Below are 16,103 nucleotides of genomic sequence, written 5' to 3'. Positions count from 1 at the left end.
CAACGATGCGAAGGCCCGGAGCGGCGGCCGCCGCCCGGCCGCGGACCCGGAGCGCGCGGATGCACGCCGACCCCACCGACCAGGAGCTGATCGGCCGCGCGCGCACCGGCGACGAGCGCGCGTTCCGCGTCCTCGTCGAGCGCTACGAGCTGGCGGTCGCGGCGACGGTGATCGGGATGCTGGGGCCGGGCGACGACGCCGACGACGTGGGGCAGGAGACGTTCATCCGCTTCTACCGCGCGCTCGGCGACTTCCGCGGCGACGCGTCGGTGAAGACCTACCTGCGGCGCATCGCGGTGAACCTGTCGCTGAACGCGCTCAAGCGCCGGCGCCGCTTCTCGCTGCGCTTCCTGAGCCGCGACCGCGCGCGCGAGCCGCTTCCCGAGCCGCCCGCCGAGCAGCGCGACGGCGTGGAGAGCCGTGAGGCACAGGCGCGCGTGCGTGCGGCCATCGACCGGCTGGGGCCGAAGCACCGGCCGGTGGTGGTGCTGCGGATGATCGAGGGATGCTCCACGCGCGAGACGGCCGAGGTGCTGGGGCTCCCCGAGGGGACGGTGCTCTCGCGCCTCTCGCGCGCGATGGAGCAGCTGGCGGCCGAGCTCAGGCCGTACGTGCAGGATCGGGAGATGACGGAGGAAAGACGATGAGCGATCGGCTCGATGCGGAGATGCGCGGGGTGGAGGCGCTCCTGCGCGCGCAGCGGCGTGACGCGTTCGCGCCGGGGTTCGCGCACCGCGTGATGCGCCGCGTGCGCGACGAGCAGGCCGCGCCCGGCGCCGCCTTCGCCGCCGCGCTCCAGCGCCAGTTCCTGCGGCTGGCCCCGCTGGCCGCCGCCGCGGTGGTGGCGCTGGCCGCGTGGAACCTGCGCGAGGCCGACGCGCGGCAGTCGCCGGTCGACGCGGCGCTGGGGCTTCCCGCCGTCACCATCGAGGCCGCGTACTCGCTGGAGCCCGTCTCCATGCGCCACGCACCGCCCGCCGCCAACGCGCTGGAGGAGGAACGGGGATGAAGCTCGAGACGCGGACCGCGGTGATCCTGCTGACCACGCTGCTGCTGGGCGTGCTGCTGGGCGCCGTGGCGGGGGGCGCGGTGGCGGCGGGGCGGCGCGAGGCGCTCGAGGGGATGCGGCGCCCCGGCGGGTTCCGCCAGCACGTGGAGGAGGTGATCCGTCCCCGCGACGAGGCCCAGCGTCGCCGAATCGAGCCGCTGATCGACGCCACGGCGCGGCGCAACCAGCAGATCATCGCCGACGCCAACCGCGAGCTGCGCGCGGCGCTGGATTCCATGCGGCGGCGCCTGGCCCCGCACCTGGACCAGGACCAGCGGACGCGGCTGAACCGCTTCCTCCCGCCCCCCTTCGGCCCGCCGCCCCCGCGCCGTGGCGGCCCGCCTCCGGGCGAGCCCGGGTTCCCCGGCCAGGGTCCGCCCCCCGACGGCCGCCCCCCATTCGACGGCCCGCCGCCGAGGTGACGAGAGATGCGTCACGCCCTTTGCAATCACGGAGTGACCGCGACCGGGACGGGAAACGCCCGGACGTGAGCTCCGCCACGCCAGCCGCCGCTGCCGCCGAAGCCCATGCAACCCCTGCGCGTCCTGAAGCGATTCGCCGCCCGCCTGCTGCCGGAACCGGTCAAGGCGGCGGTTCGCGGTCGTCGGTACGGCTATCGGCCGCCCGCGGTCTCTCTCGGCTACAGCGCACGCTTCGACGCGTCCGGACAGGTGCGGCTGGAGATCCACCGGCTCGCGCGCCTCACCCTGTCGCGGCCGGCGTGGGAAGCGTTCCGCTTTCACCTGGAAAGCAACGGCGAGTCGGCGGAAGAGCTCTACGCATTCGTCCAGCACGCCGGCGCCGCGGACGGCGTGCTCTTCGACGTCGGCGCCAACCACGGGATCTTCACCCTGGCCTACTGCGCGGCGCGCCCCGGAAACCGGGCGATCGCCTTCGACGCCGCGGCGGAGCCTCTGGCCGACCTGCGGCGAGCCCTCGCGCAGAACGGGCTCGCCGACCGCGCCGAGATCCGCCAGGCCTGGCTCAGCTCCGCGTCCGGCACGGTGCACGGCTCGATCGACGAAAGCGGCTTCTTCAACACCACGCGCGAAGACCGTTCGCGAGAGGTGGTGAAGACGACGATCGATGCCTTCGTGGAGCGGACGGGAATCCGTCCCAGCATCGTGAAGATCGACGTCGACGGAGAGGAGATCGAGGTGATCGCGGGCGCCGCGCGTACACTCCGTGAGATCCGCCCCACGCTCTTCGTCGAGCTCCATCACGACCTCCTGGAGGCCAGGGGCGAGCGCCCGGGGCGGTTCGTCGGTCTGCTTGTGGACGCGGGATACCGGTTCGAGACCTTGCCCGGCAAGCCACTGGCCCCGCGCGCGATCACCAACACTCCCGCGGCGCTGCTGCGCTTCATCGCCAGGCCATGAATGCCGCGCTGCCCGCGCGCCGGCGCACGCGCCTGACCGGCGTCCTCCGCCTTCGTCCCGCCGCGCGGTGATCGAACGAGAGTCTCGTCCTCCCGCAATGCCCGGCGCCAGCCCGCCGTCACCGGAACCGGCCCGTGCAGCGCACACGAATGCGGCGGGAAGGCGAAGGTTCAGGCGCGGAGAATTCCCCGCATCACCTCCGTGAACCGGTCGATCTCGTCCAGCGTGGTGTAGACGTTCGGGGTGACGCGGATGCCCTCGACGCCGGCCCACTTCGTCGGGCTGGTGATGATGCGGTGCTTCGTCCACAGCTCCTCGTACACCTTCCCCGGCTCGATCCCCTCCACCTGCACCAGCGCGATGGCGTACGCACGGCCGCGCCGCAGGCTGGTGTGCAGCCGCACGCGCGGATGCCGCGCCAGCTCCGCCGCCCACCGGTCGCGGAGATAGGCCAGGCGCGCCGCCTTGTTGTCGATCCCGATGGCGTGGGTGAAATACATCGCCTCGGCGATGGCGAGCGCGTTGGCGGCCGGGTGCGTGCCGACGTCCTCGAACTTGCGGATGTCGGCCCGCTTCGCCTCGTCCGACGCCTGCAGCGGCCAGATCTCCGGGATCCTTTCGCGCCGCACGTACAGCATTCCCGTGCCGTGCGGCGCATACAGCCACTTGTGCAGGCTGGCCGCGTAGAAGTCGCACTCCAGGTCGCCCTGGTGGAAGGGGAAGTGCGCGAACGCGTGCGCCCCGTCCACGATCGCGGAGATGCCGCGGCGACGCGCCATCCGCGCCACGTCGCGCACGGGCAGGACCTGGCCGTTGATGAAGCTCATGTGGCTGACGTGGACCAGCTTCGTCCGGGGCGTGATCGCCGCCTCGTACCGCCGCACCACCTCGCCCGGGTCCTCGATCGGGATCGGCAGATCGATCGTCCGCAGCACGATGCGGTCGCGGCGCTCGCGCTGGCGCCACGTCTCGATCATGTGCGGATAATCCTGCGTGGAGACGACCACCTCGTCGCCCAGCCGCAGGTCGAAGCCCATCTGCAGGATCTGCAGCGCCTCGGTGGCGTTGCGGGTGATGGCGATCTCCTCGGCGTCGCACCCGAACATCCGCGCCAGGCCGGCGCGCACGGTTTCGCGCTGCGGCTCCAGCACGCGCCACATGGTCTGCACCGGCGCCTCGTTCGAGTAGTCGAGGTGCCGCTTCATCGCGTCCTGCACCAGCGCGGGCGAGGGGCTCACCCCCGCGTTGTTCAGGTTGATGATGGAGCGATCGACCGTGAACGCCTGCTGCACCGGCGCCCAGAAGCGCTCGTCGCGCGCGATCTCGTCGGGATCGCCGGTGAAGCGCGCCAGCTCCTCCGCCAGCTCGCGCACCTGCGCGCTCCCGCCCGCCGCCAGCCACGCGGCCGGCGCCGTGCGCCCGAGAGTGGAGAGGAAGTCGCGACGGGTGAACATCGTGTCGGTGCGATGGTGATGAGGGGTGATCGGGACCAACATCGTCCGCCCGGTTTGCGGACGCCAGAGCGGCGGAACCGCAGGGGCCATTTGCTCCGACCGGATCGGTGGGCCGCGGATGGCCCCTCTCTCGGCCTCCCGATGGCGCGTGACCTTCCGCACCTGCGCGATCTGTGATGGCGCGGCGGGTGAAGGCGCTGAAGCTGTACCTGGATTATGAGCCGTTGTCCGCGCCCGAGATGCGGCCGGTGTACGAACTAGCCGTCCAAGCACTCCTGGGCCGACGTGCCACCGAGATCCGCCATCGTTGACCGCTCCCGCTGTCACGCGCATTTTCTCCGAGCACAATTGCGCCAGCACGGCCATACTGATTGGGCTCGCCACTGACCGCGGATCGCTTGAAGGGCTGAATCTGTCGGCGGTGACGCCCTCCTCTGCTTGGGAGCATCTCCGCCGCGAGTGCGGTGAGCTGGCGCCGCTGGCGTTCGAAACCCGTGACGGCGAATTCCATCCTCCCGACCCTTCCACCCCGCCCCCACCTCACGAGGCTCAATGAGTGAAGAGTTTCGCAGCGCACTGGTCACGCATGCGCAGACTGTGGTTGAGCGAGCCGTTCGAGCGCAGTCGGAAGCCGCCACGCAGCAGTACCTCGTACTTCCGTTCCTCCAACTCCTCGGCTACGACCCGCTCGATCCCGACGAGGTCATCCCCGAGGCTCACGCGTCGTTCTCCGACAAGTTCAAGAATCGCGTCGATTACTCGATCTCGGTGAATGGCAACCCGGCCATCGCCATCGAATGCAAGAAGGTGGGCACACTCTCCGAAGCGAACCGCGGAGAGTTGAAGGGCTACTTCAATGCCGTACCGACCGTCAAGCTCGGGATCCTGACGGATGGACTCCAGTTCCAGCTCTATACTGATACAGGGCTGGAGAACTTGATGGACGATCAGCCTTTCGCAGTGGTCGACTTGTCCGAGGTGGCACGGGGACAGGTCGACCCTACTGCGTTCGACGCCCTGAGCAAGCTCCGGAAAGGCACGTTCGACCCGGCGTTCGTCGGGGCAGACGCACGGCGCCGCATTTACACGGCCCAGTATGCCGACGCGCTTGACAAGGCTTTGAGCCGTCCCGATGAGCGCTTTGTACGAACGATGATGGATCTAGCAAACGTCGAGGGGCGGCGGACGAACCGAATGGTCGAAGAGCACGCACCGATCATCCGTGATGCGGCCGAGGCGCTCTTGGACCGAAAGATCCTTGAGCGAGTCGGATTTGCGGATCGCAAGGATCTGGTGAAGATGCGAACCGAAGCAATCCCATCCGCACCTGATCCGGAGCCGGTCGCAACGCCCGCGGCGGACGGAGAGATGGGGGTCGTCACAACCGAAGTTGAGTTGTTTGTCCTTGACTACGTGAAAACCAGGCTGCCATTCCTCGTGGGTGGAGACGAGGTGCTGTTCTCAAAGTTGCAGCACGTTCGGCCCATCGACCACAAGACGGTATTCACCTTGTTCTATCGCCAGGAACGAAAAGGGCGGCTGTTCAACTTCCGCCAAGGCCGCGACCCGCAGTACCGCTTTGACTTTATGGGTGCAGGTGGCGCCACGCTGATCGATACGGATGACCTCGCCTCAATCGATCAGGCCCTGCTCGCGGCGTTCAAGCAACGCGTCCAGGAACTCGGCTGAGGTGGATCTCTGAAGTGAGGAGTGAGTGATGGATGAGGTAGCGGGAACCTGTGACTTCGGGTTTAGGAAAGCGCTGCTCTATCCTGGCTGAACTACGGGGGAGGTGGAGATCACCACCTCGTCCCCCGCGCCGCAGGTCGAAGCCCATCTGCAGGATCTGCAGCGCCTCGGTGGCGTTGCGCGTGATGGCGACCTCCTCGGCGTCGCACCCGAACATCCGCGCCAGGCCGGCGCGCACGGTCTCGCGCTGCGGCTCCAGCACGCGCCACATGGTCTGCACCGGCGCCTCGTTCGAGTAGTCGAGGTGCCGCTTCATCGCGTCCTGCACCAGCGCGGGCGAGGGGCTGACGCCCGCGTTGTTCAGGTTGATGATGGAGCGGTCGACGGTGAACGCCTGCTGCACCGGCGCCCAGAAGCGCTCGTCGCGCGCGATCTCGTCGGGATCGCCGGTGAAGCGCGCCAGTTCCTCCGCCAACTCGCGCACCTGTGCGCTCCCGCCCGCCGCCAGCCACGCGGCCGGCGCCGTGCGCCCGAGCGTCGAGAGAAAGTCGCGGCGAGAGAAGGTCATCGTCCGGGTGCGTTCGGTGATGTCGTAGAATTGTGGCGATGCGGCTGCAGCGCCAGTCCATGGCGCGGCGGCGTCCGTCCACCGTAGCGGTTGACTGTCTTCATTTCCAGCCTATTTTAGTAGGTGGTATTCGTCGACAATTGAGAGGGCAGCGCTGGAATTGGCGGTGGCCTGAAGGGATCGAACGAAATTCCTTCGCCGCAGCCAGGAATTTTCTGCGCCCCTATTCTGCCCTCACGCGGAGACGTCTGCTGGGTGGACACCGCCGCCCGGCCCTTGCCCTCGAGCGTTGAAGAGGGTGCCTTCAGCACGGAGCCCACCGAGATGAAGAAGCTGATGCTGGAAGTGGATAACCTGCGAGTGGAGAGTTTCGCGATCGACGCCGAGTCGCTGGAGCGCGGGACGGTCGAGGGGAACTCCCTTCCCACCAAGCCCCTCTGCTCGCGCTACTGTGCGCCGACCGTTGGCTGCGCCGACACGGCCACCTGCACCGTCGACGTGTGCTGCTGAGCCGCCGAGGCGGAGCCGGCGCCGCACCGTGCGCGGCGCTGATCCCGGCCGGCTTGCGTCCCCGATCAGGAGAATTCTCCCCATGAAGCGTATCGCCTCGATCTGGAAGGTAGCCCTGTTCGGCGCGGCCATCGTCACCTCGCTTGGCTTCGGCGCCGTCCAGGCGTTCGCGGCCCCGCAGGCGCCCGCCGAGAACGCGGCGTCGTGCACCAACACCTACTGCCGCAAGGTGTGCGGCGAGCTGGGCGGCAACTGGGTGCCGCAGTACGGCCGCTGCCTCTGCTGCGGGTGAGCGAAAGCGGATAGCGTGACGGTAGAGCGGAGCCGGTCCCGGCGGGCCCGGCTCCGCTTGGCGTGGTGCTTACATTCTCGAGCATCACCTGGCGCCCGCGACGTCGGGGAGAACGATTCGTCGGACGGGTTGCTGCTCACGCGACCGGGGCGGCGCCCGCGCGGGGTGGTGCCCTGACGCCGGGAGATGTAAGCTGACGGACGCCCGTCACCGGACGGCGCCCGGTTCGCCATACGCACGCCGCCACCCGCGCCCCACCGCGCATGATCTCCCTCGCCCTTCTCAGCACCGGCACGGGACCGCCCGGCTACTTCGTGCAGGCCGCGGCCGTGATCGTGGCCGGCGCGGTGGTGGCCTACGCAGGCGCCCGCGCGGGGCTCGTCACCATCGTCGGCTTCCTCCTGGCGGGGGTGCTGATCGGGCCCAACGGGCTGGGGGTGGTGAGCGACCGCGCCATCGTCGACGCGGCCGCCGAGCTCGGGGTGGTGCTCCTCCTCTTCACCATCGGCATCGAGTTCAGCTTCGAGCGCCTGGCGCGCATCCGCCGGCTGATCCTGGGGGGCGGCACGGCCCAGGTGGTGCTGGCCACCGCGGCCACCGCGGGGCTGGTGGCCGCCACGGGCGCGGGGTGGCGCGCGGCCGTCTTCACCGGCTTCCTGGTGTCGCTCTCGTCCACCGCCATCGTGCTCAAGCTGCTGGCCGACCGCGGCGAGGCCACCCGCGCGCACGGGCAGGTGGGGGTGGGGCTGCTCATCTTCCAGGACCTGGCCATCATCCCCATGGTGCTCCTCCTCCCGCTGCTGGGCGGACAGGGCGGCGGCTCGCCGGGCGACGTGGCGCTGGCGCTGGGGAAGGCGGCGGGGATCATCGCCGCGGTGCTGCTGGTGGCGCGCAGGGTGATGCCGCCGCTGCTGGAGACGGTGGCGCGCACCTGCTCGCCCGACCTCTTCCTCCTCACCGTGGTGGCGGTGTGCTTCGGCACCGCGTACCTGACCAGCCTGGCCGGAGTGAGCCTGTCGCTGGGCGCCTTCCTGGCGGGGCTGGTGGTGAGCGAGAGCCGGTTCAGCGAGCACGCCCTGGGCGAGATCCTCCCGCTGCAGATCCTGTTCAGCGCCACCTTCTTCGTGTCGGTGGGGATGCTGCTGGACCTGGGGTTCCTCGTGCGCCACCTGCCTCTGGTGGCCACCGCCGCGGCCGGGGTGCTGGCCGTCAAGACGCTCACCACCGCCGCCGCCTCGCGCCTGCTCGGCTACCGCCCCGCCGTGGCGGGCGCTGCCGGGCTGCTGCTGGCGCAGGTGGGCGAGTTCTCGTTCGTGCTCGACCGGGCCGGCGCGCAGGCGGGGCTGTCGCCGCTGGGCCGGGGGCAGGCGGGGTCGCAGACCTTCATCGCCGCCACCGTGGTGCTGATGATCGCCACGCCCTACCTGGCCTCGGTGGCCTCATGGCTGGAGGCGCGCCGGCGCGCGCCCGCCGCCGCGACGGACGAAGGCGAGGCGGAGCCGGGGGAAGAGGGGCTGGGGATGGAGAACCACGTGATCGTGGCCGGCTACGGCGCGGGCGCCCGCCGGCTGGCGCGGGTGCTCGACACCACCGCCGTGCCCTTCGTGATCACCACGCTCAGCCCCGAGGGCGCCCGCGAGGCCGAGGAGGCGGGATACCGCGTCCTGCGCGGCGATTCCACCCGGCAGCGCACGCTCGAGCGCGTGGGGGTGGAGCGGGCCAAGGTGCTGGTGGTGGCCGACGACGACGCGGCCACCGCGGCGCGGATCACCACGGTGGCGCGGATGTCCAACCCCACCATGCGCATCGTGGTGCGCACGCGCTACCTGGCCGAGGTCGATCCGCTGGCGCACGCCGGCGCCGACCGCGTGCTGGCCGAGGAGCTGGAGGCGGTGGTGCAGCTGTTTGCCGACGTGCTGCGCGAGTACCGCGTGGCGCCGGAGGAGATCGAGACGCAGGAGGCGGCCGTGCGCGCCGGGGGATACGCGGCGCTGCGCGCGGCCGAGCTTCCGCCGCTTCCCGTGTGCACGCTGGGGGCCGGCTGCCTCGAGTCGCGCACCGTCACCGTCCGCGCCGGCGCCGCGGCGGCGGGACGGCGCGTCTCCGAGCTGGCTTTGTCGTCGTACGGCGTGCACCTGCGCGCGGTGCGGCGCGGCGGCGCGTGGGAGGACGACCCGGCCGGCGACGTGGCGCTGGCGCCCGGCACCGACCTGGCCCTGGTGGGCACCGCCGAGGCGTTCGCGCGCGCCGCGCCGCTCTTCCGCCCGGCCGGGGGCTCGCTTCCGCCGCCGCCATCCCCGCCGGCCCGCGCGTGGGTCGACACGGAGCAGGTGGTGACGCTGGAGCCGGCGCACCCGGGCCGCTGCCCGCACCTGCTGCAGGTCCGCCCGGTGCACCCCGGGAGCCGCGGGTGCGAGGAGTGCCTGCGCACGGGCGACGACTGGGTGCACCTGCGCATCTGCATGAGCTGCGGCCACGTGGGGTGCTGCGACGATTCCAGGAACAGGCACGCCGCCGCCCACTTCCACGCCACCGCGCACCCGGTGATGCGCTCGATCGAGCCCGGCGAGACGTGGGGATGGTGCTACGTGGACCGGCTGGAGGTGTAGGCCGCGCCGGGCATGGATGAAATCACACGGAGGGAACGGAGGAAACGGAGGAACTCATCGCGGCCTCTGTTCCCTCCGGTCCCTCCGTGTGATTCATTGCTGTTGGGGATGTCTTTGAATGCACGACCATTCGGCCGAAGCAGTATGACATGAGAGGCAGGTGATTTCCCACTTGGTACGCTCCCTGCCGTGGCGCGGACGGACCTCTTCCGGCGCGGACCCGTGATCATCGACTGCCACACCCATCTCAACCGCTATCTCCCCGAGCTCCCGGTCTCGCTCGAAGAGCGCCACGCGCTGCTGCGTGCGGAGATGGAGGCGCACGGCGTGGCGTACGCGCTGGTGCTAGCGGCGCACGACGTGACGCCCGACTGGCCGGGCACCGAGGAACTGCTGGAGACCGTGGGGCGCGACCCGCGGCTGGGGATCGTGGCCGGCGTGCGGCACGCGCACCTGGCGCGCGATCTCCCGCACCTGCGCGAATTGCTGCGCGGCGCGCGGGTGAAGGCGCTCAAGCTGTACCCCGGCTACGAGCCGTTCCGCCTCTCCGCCCCCGAGATGCGCCCCGTATACGAGCTGGCCGCCGAGTACGGCGTGCCGGTGATGATCCACACGGGTGACACCTTCGACCCGCACGCGAAGGTCCGCTTCGCCCACCCGCTGGAGGTGGACGACATCGCCGTCGACCACCGCGAGGTGAGCTTCGTCATCTGCCACCTGGGCAACCCCTGGATGCTGGACGCCGCCGAGGTCATCTACAAGAACGCCAACGTCTTCGGCGACCTCTCCGGCTTCACCGTGGGCGACTGGCAGCCGCGCTTCGAGCGGCTGATGGTGCAGAAGGTCGACGAGGTGGTGGCGTACGTGAACGAGCCGTCGAAGCTGATGTTCGGCAGCGACTGGCCGATCTCGGAGCTGGGCGGCTACCTGCGCTTCCTGGGCAAGCTGGACCTGACCGACGAGGAGCGCGACGGGATCCTCTGGCGCAACGCCGCGCGCGTCTTCCGGCTGAGCTTCGAGGTGCGCGTCGAACGAGACGACGAGGGATCGTGATCGGTTCGCGCAGATTCATCCCACGCCCAGCCAATCCTCGCCGGCGACGTAGCCCATCTCCCCCAGGCGCGCGTCGATGAGGTCACGCGCGCCGTGGTTGTTGACGTAGACGAGGACGAACGGCCGCGGGTCGCGCCCGGCGAGCCACTCGGGCGCATGCACGGGGAGGCCCCAGACGCGGTGCCCGATCTTGTCCGGGTCGATGTCGATCCACGTGACGGGCGAGATCCCGCGCTCCATCAGCAGCCGCGCGCGCAGGCGCGAGCGGCGTCCGGCGCCCCACACGGCGATCTCACGGCCGGCGTGCAGCCGCGGGTCGCGCGCGAGATGATCCGCGCGGACGCGGTCGAAGGCCTCACGGGCGTAGCGCGTGTCCACGCGGCTGGTGCGCGCGCCCCGCTCGCGCCAGCGCAGGAGCACGCGCGGCACCTTGCCCATGCGCTGGCCGGCGGCGTGCAGCCGCAGCCACAGCTCGTAGTCCTCCGGGAACGGCCCCTCCGCGTAGCCGCCCGCGGCACGGAGAACGGCCGTGCGCGCCATCACCGACGGGTGCGCGAAGGGCGATTCCACGTACAGGTTGGCGGCGATCTCTTCGGGACGCACGCATGCGTTCTGCCAGCGCACGTACTCCAGGTAGCCGCCGCGCACCTCGTCCGCGGGAAAGAGCTCCACCTGCGTGCCGCACAGCGCGACGTCCGGATGCGCGTCCAGGTAGTCGCGCTGCGCCGCCAGCCGCTCCGGCAGCATCACGTCGTCCGCGTCCATTCGCGCCACCAGCGGCGCGCGCGACTCCGCGATCCCCAGGTTCAGCGCGGCGACCAGCCCGACGCGCCCGGGCCGAACGAGCCGCACGCGCGCATCCTCCCGCGCCAGTCGGCTGACGATCTCCGGCGACGCGTCCGCCGAGCCGTCGTCGATGGCGAGCAGCTCCCAGTCGTCCAGCGTCTGCGCACGGATGGAGGCCAGGCACTCCGGCAGGAACGCCGCCTCGTCGCGGAAGGGGAGGACGATGGAGACGGCGGGATCACCCATCCCGAGATCACCTCATACCGGATTGAACGATCGGCTGTGCATTCGATTGGTAGTGATGAGAATAGGCTCACACGGAGGGAACGGAGGAAACGGAGGATCTGCTCACCATCCTCCGTTTCCTCCGTTCCCTCCGTGTGAGTCATTCTGTTGCTCTGATCGCACAATCGATCCACGGATTCAGGATCACTCTTTCCACGCGCCCAGAAGACGCCGCACGAGCACCAACTGGCCCACGTGGTACGCCGCGTGGTCGACCGTAAGCAGGATCTCGCGGAGGTACGTCTGCCCGTTGCCGTGCGGGATGCGGGCGAACAGGTCGACCGACGGGTCGCGCGCCAGCGCCTGCATCGCCTCGCGGTCGGCGCGGTACGCGGCCACGCTGCGCTCCCACGCCTCGTCGTCCGGCGGGGCGGGGGAGGCGGGCCAGTAGTCCTCCGGCCACCGCATCTCCCCGTAGTCCGGGTTGCGGGAGAAGTCGAGGATGTCGTGCTGGGCCTTGCGGAGGTGCTCCAGCAGCTCCCACGGCGAGTGGGGAAGCCCTTCGGGCCGCCGCCCGCGCAGCTCGGCCGGCAGCCCCTCCACCGCCGCGTCGAAGCCCGCGTGCGCTTCGCGCCACGCCAGGAACTTCGCGAGCTGCTCGCGGAGCGCGGCGTCGTGGTCGCCCGCGCTCACCGGAAGTCCCTCGGGTCCAGGGTGGCGCCGTTCATCGTCCCCTCCACGGCGGCCACGTAGGCGCGCGCGACCTGCTCCGCCGGCATCCCGCCCGACGGGTCCATCCCCATGGCCTGCAACGTCTCGGACACCCACGGCGGGCTCACCACGTTCACCCGCACGCCGCGCGGCGCCTCGAGCGCGGCCGCGCGCACGAACCCCTCCAGCCCCGCGTTCACCAGGCTGACGGCCGCGCTCCCGGGCATGGGGCTCTGCGCCAGCACGCCGCTCGTCACCGTGATCGAGCCGCCATCGCCGGCGTGCTTCAGGCCGTGGCGGACCACGTTGACCTGCCCCATCAGCTTGTTCCCCAGGCTCATCGCGAAATCGTCCTCGCTGAGCTCCTCCAGCGGCTTCCACGCGCCCGAGCCGGCGCAGCACACCACCGCGTCGAACCGCCCGACGGTGCGGTACATCTCCTCGATCGAATCGCTCGAGGTGATGTCCACCCGCACGTCGCCGCCGCTGCGGGCCGCGCGGACGACTTCGTGGCGCGGCGCCAGCGCGTCCGCCACGGGGCCGCCGATCGTCCCCGTCCCGCCGATCACGATCACCTTCATCCCGTCCCTCCTGCGTTCCGGATCTGCCGCCGAGTGCGAGCGATGACACTCGCCCGCGCGCCGGGGCGATGCAAGGGCGTCACCGCGCGGCGCCGCGGAGGAGCGGGTACGGGTTGAGGTCGCGCCCGTGCCACCAGCGATTGGGATCGGCCACCGTGTACACGCCGAAGTGCAGGTGCGGGCTGCCGCCGCGTGCGTTTCCCGTGTCGCCGACGTAGCCGATCACGTCGCCCGCGCGCACCAGCTCGCCCTCGACGAGCCCCGCGCGGTAGCCCTGCAGGTGCGCGTAGAAGTAGATGGTGCGCTCGTCGCTGCCGCGCTGGTAGAGGGAGATGCCGCCGAGCGCGCTGGTGTCGCGCCTGACGATCACCCCCGGCGCGGCGGCCAGGACGGGCGTGCCGCGCGGCGCCATGATGTCGATCCCCAGGTGCCGGCGCCCGCCCGAGCGCCCCGCGCCGAAGCTGTCGCGCAGCTCCGGCGCGCGCACGCCGGCCACGGGGATGACGAGGCGCGGCGGCGTCTCGGCACGCCGCATCTCCTCGCGGGTGGCGAAGCGGACGACGAGCGCCTTCCCGGTCACCGCGAGGTACGTCACCACCCCCGCCAGCAGCGCGCCCTCCACGAGCGCGGCGGCGACGACGACGGTGCGGAGCGTCAGGCGGATGCGCATGGCAAACGACGCCAGGCGCAGGAACCGAGCCGACATCGGCGAGAATCGCCCAGGCCGGGCCGTGCTGGAGAGATTCGCTTCCGACGCGGGTCCGCAGTTGGGGCATCCTCAGCCGGTTGTGCGTCCGGTGGCCATCCAGTCGCGGGAGGATTCCAGAGAAAACCGGGGCTGCGATGCGGCGAGATCGTACGAAGCGCGGCGTGAAAACGGTATAGGATCCGAAGGTTCGTGGATTCGCCGTACACACTCCGTCCGCGTCCCACCGAGTTCGTTGACGCGAAATAGGGTCGCATATAGTGTGTGACCACGGGCGGCCTCATCTCCGCCGCGCTGCGCGTCTTCCCCTTTACGGAGCGAGACATGACCAGGCCAGCGACCATCCCGCTCACCAGCCTTGCCGACGCGGCGTCGATCGGCGTGGACATCGCGCTGCAGGAGCGGGCGAACGCCAGCGATCCCAGCATGGAGCCGATCATCATCGGGGCGCCGATCCCGCCTCCGAACGCCTGATCTCCAGGCGGATCCTCGCGCTTTGACAACGGCGCGGGCGGACTCAACGTCCGGCCGCGCCGTTGCTTCCGGAATCCCGGCATCCATCGAGGCTCCTGCGTCCACTCGATCCGTGGAGAAGCTTTTCCCCTTCCAGGCGCAAATGGCGCGAGGACGGCTGTTGCAACGGATTTGCGGAACCGTACGCAAAACCCGGAGAAATCCCGGTAATACAAACGTTTACGATATGCGATGGCCAATCCGGCGCGCGGAGGCGAAGAACGTCGGGTCAGCGCGCTTGACGAGAAAATCGGGCGTATTTAGAGTGCGACCACGGCTCGCCGGCACCCTGCGGCCGTTCGCGGTTCCCCCCTCCTTCCCGGAGCAGCGAAGATGAGCAGACCTACCGTCGTACCCGTCACCAGCCTCGCCGACGCGGCATCGGTCGGAGTGGACCTGGCCCTGCAGGAGCGCGCCAATGCGACCACCAGCGGCTCCACCCTCCCCCCCGGCACCACCGGCATCTGGCAGGATCCGTCGACGACCGAGCCCGTGGTCTCCTGAGCGCGGGCGGCATCATCCCTCGCTCCGGGCGAGACCGCCGGGGCGAGGGCCTCACGCCGGGGAGCGGCCCGTCCTGGCCGAACCCGGTCTCCACCTCCGGAGCTCCGCATGTCCGCGACCACCGCCCCCGTTACCGCCGAGCCCGCCGCGGCCCCCGCGCAGGGGTGCGCCCCGCGCGCCGACGGCTCGCCCACGATGTGCCCCAGCGCGCAGCCGCACATGGAGGGCGCGTTCGTCTTCGGCGTGCTGGGCGGAACCGTGGAGGAGCGGCGCGTGGGCTACCTTCCCGAGCGCGTGCCGCTGACCGACGAGGTGACGGCCATGGCCGGGCCGGTGCGCGTCACCGAGGTGTTCCGCATCGCCGCGCCGTGCGCCGAGGGCGCGTGCAAGCACTTCGACGGGCACGACTGCCGCCTGGCCACCAAGCTGGTGCAGCTGACCCCGCAGGTGACCGAGGCGCTTCCCGCCTGCGCGGTGCGGCCGGACTGCCGCTGGTGGAAGCAGGAGGGGAAGCGCGCCTGCCGCGTGTGCCCCGCCGTGCGCACCACCGCGTACATCATGACGGACGAGGAGCGCCAGGCGTCGGACCCCACCTTCCTTCTCCCGCAGATGGCGGCGGGGTGAGGCGGCGCCGGGCGGCGCGGCCGGACAAGCGAAGGGGCCCGGGTGGATCGACCCGGGCCCCTTCTGCGCGCGAGGGCGCGGCGTGTCACCAGCGGTCGCCGCCGCCGCCATAGCCGCGGTCACCGCCGCGGCCGCCGCCACCACCGCCGTAGCCGCCACCGCCGCCGCCGTAACCACCGCCACCGCCACGGCCGCCGCCGCCACGTCCGCCGCCTCCACCGCCACGGCCGTAGCCACCGCCGCCGCCTCCCCCACCGCCACCCTCACCGCCTTCGGGCGCGTCGAGACGAACCACGTTCTCGGCCGCGGGCCCCTTGGTGCCCTGCACCACCTCGAACTCCACCGCCTCGCCCTCGTTCAGCGTGCGGAAGCCCGAGCCCTGGATCGCGCTGTGGTGCACGAAGCAGTCCTTCTCGCCGTTCTCGCGGGTGATGAAGCCGAACCCCTTCTCGGGGTTGAACCACTTCACCGTCCCCCTCTCCCTCGCCATAGCCGGTCACCCTCTGGAGTGTGTGTTGTGCAGCCGCCGCTGCGGAGCGAAAGCGTTCCTGCCGCGCATTGCGTGCCAACGCTCCACGACAGGCGAGTTCGAAGGCGCGTCAGGGGTCCTTCCACACGCAAGGTCGGTCGAAAACGTCCGCCCGTCAACCATGCAGTTTCGCCATTTTCCCGCGTGGGACATGCAAAAACGCATTTCTGGCAACTGTCCAGCCCACGCAGGCGTAAAACGGGCGCCACCCTCCATCCCGCGCTCGTCGTGGCCGCAGAACGACTTGCGCGTGCTTCCGCGTCGCGATCAACACGATGCGCGACTTCGCGATGACCTAATCCTCCCCGGCCGCGGCTGCTTT

At 70.7% G+C, this 16,103-nt stretch carries 18 protein-coding genes and 1 pseudogene; 12 read left to right on the top strand and 7 right to left on the bottom strand.

The window, feature by feature from the left end:
• Nucleotides 1-59: 59 nt before the first annotated feature.
• The 4 genes from VF092_08315 (at nt 60) to VF092_08300 (ending at nt 2,427) form a co-directional block, all read left to right on the top strand.
• A complete protein-coding gene (locus VF092_08315; protein ID HEX6747291.1) occupies nt 60-647 on the top strand; it encodes a sigma-70 family RNA polymerase sigma factor in 588 nt (195 codons plus the stop codon).
• Nucleotides 644-1,009, top strand: coding sequence for a hypothetical protein (locus tag VF092_08310; GenBank protein HEX6747290.1), 366 nt, complete (start codon nt 644-646; stop codon nt 1,007-1,009). Before VF092_08315 ends, VF092_08310 begins: the two co-directional genes overlap by 4 nt.
• Entirely contained in the window at nt 1,006-1,470 is a 465-nt protein-coding gene (locus VF092_08305; GenBank protein HEX6747289.1) for a hypothetical protein, read from the top strand. Before VF092_08310 ends, VF092_08305 begins: the two co-directional genes overlap by 4 nt.
• A 105-nt stretch (nt 1,471-1,575) precedes the next feature.
• A complete protein-coding gene (locus tag VF092_08300; GenBank protein ID HEX6747288.1) occupies nt 1,576-2,427 on the top strand; it encodes an FkbM family methyltransferase in 852 nt (283 codons plus the stop codon).
• Between the two features lie 170 nt (nt 2,428-2,597).
• Here VF092_08300 and VF092_08295 read toward each other — a convergent pair whose 3' ends face one another.
• Nucleotides 2,598-3,881, bottom strand: coding sequence for an aminotransferase class V-fold PLP-dependent enzyme (locus VF092_08295; protein ID HEX6747287.1), 1,284 nt, complete (start codon nt 3,879-3,881; stop codon nt 2,598-2,600).
• Between the two features lie 552 nt (nt 3,882-4,433).
• Between VF092_08295 and VF092_08290 the strand changes: the two genes are divergently transcribed.
• Entirely contained in the window at nt 4,434-5,570 is a 1,137-nt protein-coding gene (locus VF092_08290) for a type I restriction endonuclease (GenBank protein HEX6747286.1), read from the top strand.
• Here VF092_08290 and VF092_08285 read toward each other — a convergent pair.
• Nucleotides 5,542-6,138: a hypothetical protein gene (locus VF092_08285; GenBank protein HEX6747285.1), complete on the bottom strand. Its 597-nt coding sequence runs from the start codon at nt 6,136-6,138 to the stop codon at nt 5,542-5,544. The genes VF092_08290 and VF092_08285 overlap by 29 nt on opposite strands.
• A gap of 324 nt (nt 6,139-6,462) precedes the next feature.
• Here VF092_08285 and VF092_08280 point away from each other — a divergent pair, with 324 nt between their 5' ends.
• From VF092_08280 to VF092_08265, 4 genes are all read left to right on the top strand, one after another.
• Nucleotides 6,463-6,648 (top strand): hypothetical protein, encoded by a 186-nt coding sequence (locus VF092_08280; protein ID HEX6747284.1) that lies wholly within the window; start codon nt 6,463-6,465, stop codon nt 6,646-6,648.
• 82 nt (nt 6,649-6,730) lie between these two features.
• Complete coding sequence (locus VF092_08275) at nt 6,731-6,940, top strand: hypothetical protein (GenBank protein HEX6747283.1); 210 nt, start codon at nt 6,731-6,733, stop codon at nt 6,938-6,940.
• A gap of 263 nt (nt 6,941-7,203) precedes the next feature.
• Complete coding sequence (locus VF092_08270; protein ID HEX6747282.1) at nt 7,204-9,549, top strand: cation:proton antiporter; 2,346 nt, start codon at nt 7,204-7,206, stop codon at nt 9,547-9,549.
• 222 nt (nt 9,550-9,771) lie between these two features.
• Nucleotides 9,772-10,602 (top strand): amidohydrolase family protein, encoded by an 831-nt coding sequence (locus VF092_08265; GenBank protein ID HEX6747281.1) that lies wholly within the window; start codon nt 9,772-9,774, stop codon nt 10,600-10,602.
• A gap of 15 nt (nt 10,603-10,617) precedes the next feature.
• Here VF092_08265 and VF092_08260 read toward each other — a convergent pair whose 3' ends face one another.
• From VF092_08260 to VF092_08245, 4 genes are all read right to left on the bottom strand, one after another.
• Nucleotides 10,618-11,634, bottom strand: coding sequence for a glycosyltransferase (locus VF092_08260; protein ID HEX6747280.1), 1,017 nt, complete (start codon nt 11,632-11,634; stop codon nt 10,618-10,620).
• 183 nt (nt 11,635-11,817) lie between these two features.
• The gene (locus VF092_08255; protein ID HEX6747279.1) at nt 11,818-12,306 is read right to left on the bottom strand and encodes a DinB family protein; all 489 of its coding nucleotides are present in this window, start codon (nt 12,304-12,306) and stop codon (nt 11,818-11,820) included.
• Entirely contained in the window at nt 12,303-12,905 is a 603-nt protein-coding gene (locus VF092_08250; GenBank protein ID HEX6747278.1) for a short chain dehydrogenase, read from the bottom strand. Before VF092_08250 ends, VF092_08255 begins: the two co-directional genes overlap by 4 nt.
• Nucleotides 12,906-12,984: 79 nt before the next feature.
• Nucleotides 12,985-13,611, bottom strand: a complete 627-nt coding sequence (locus VF092_08245; protein ID HEX6747277.1) for a M23 family metallopeptidase — start codon at nt 13,609-13,611, stop codon at nt 12,985-12,987.
• A gap of 324 nt (nt 13,612-13,935) precedes the next feature.
• Between VF092_08245 and VF092_08240 the strand changes: the two genes are divergently transcribed.
• From VF092_08240 to VF092_08230, 3 genes are all read left to right on the top strand, one after another.
• Nucleotides 13,936-14,085, top strand: coding sequence for a hypothetical protein (locus VF092_08240; GenBank protein ID HEX6747276.1), 150 nt, complete (start codon nt 13,936-13,938; stop codon nt 14,083-14,085).
• 372 nt (nt 14,086-14,457) lie between these two features.
• Complete coding sequence (locus VF092_08235) at nt 14,458-14,628, top strand: hypothetical protein (protein ID HEX6747275.1); 171 nt, start codon at nt 14,458-14,460, stop codon at nt 14,626-14,628.
• Nucleotides 14,629-14,736: 108 nt separating this feature from the next.
• Nucleotides 14,737-15,252: a hypothetical protein gene (locus tag VF092_08230; GenBank protein HEX6747274.1), complete on the top strand. Its 516-nt coding sequence runs from the start codon at nt 14,737-14,739 to the stop codon at nt 15,250-15,252.
• Nucleotides 15,253-15,535: 283 nt separating this feature from the next.
• On the opposite strand, the pseudogene VF092_08225 reads toward VF092_08230, so the two are convergent.
• Nucleotides 15,536-15,742, bottom strand: a pseudogene (locus VF092_08225) (cold-shock protein).
• Nucleotides 15,743-16,103: the final 361 nt, after the last annotated feature.

The sequence above is a fragment of the Longimicrobium sp. genome (genome assembly GCA_036377595.1).
Classification (GTDB): domain Bacteria; phylum Gemmatimonadota; class Gemmatimonadetes; order Longimicrobiales; family Longimicrobiaceae; genus Longimicrobium.
This window is presented reverse-complemented; position numbering and strand designations above follow the sequence as displayed.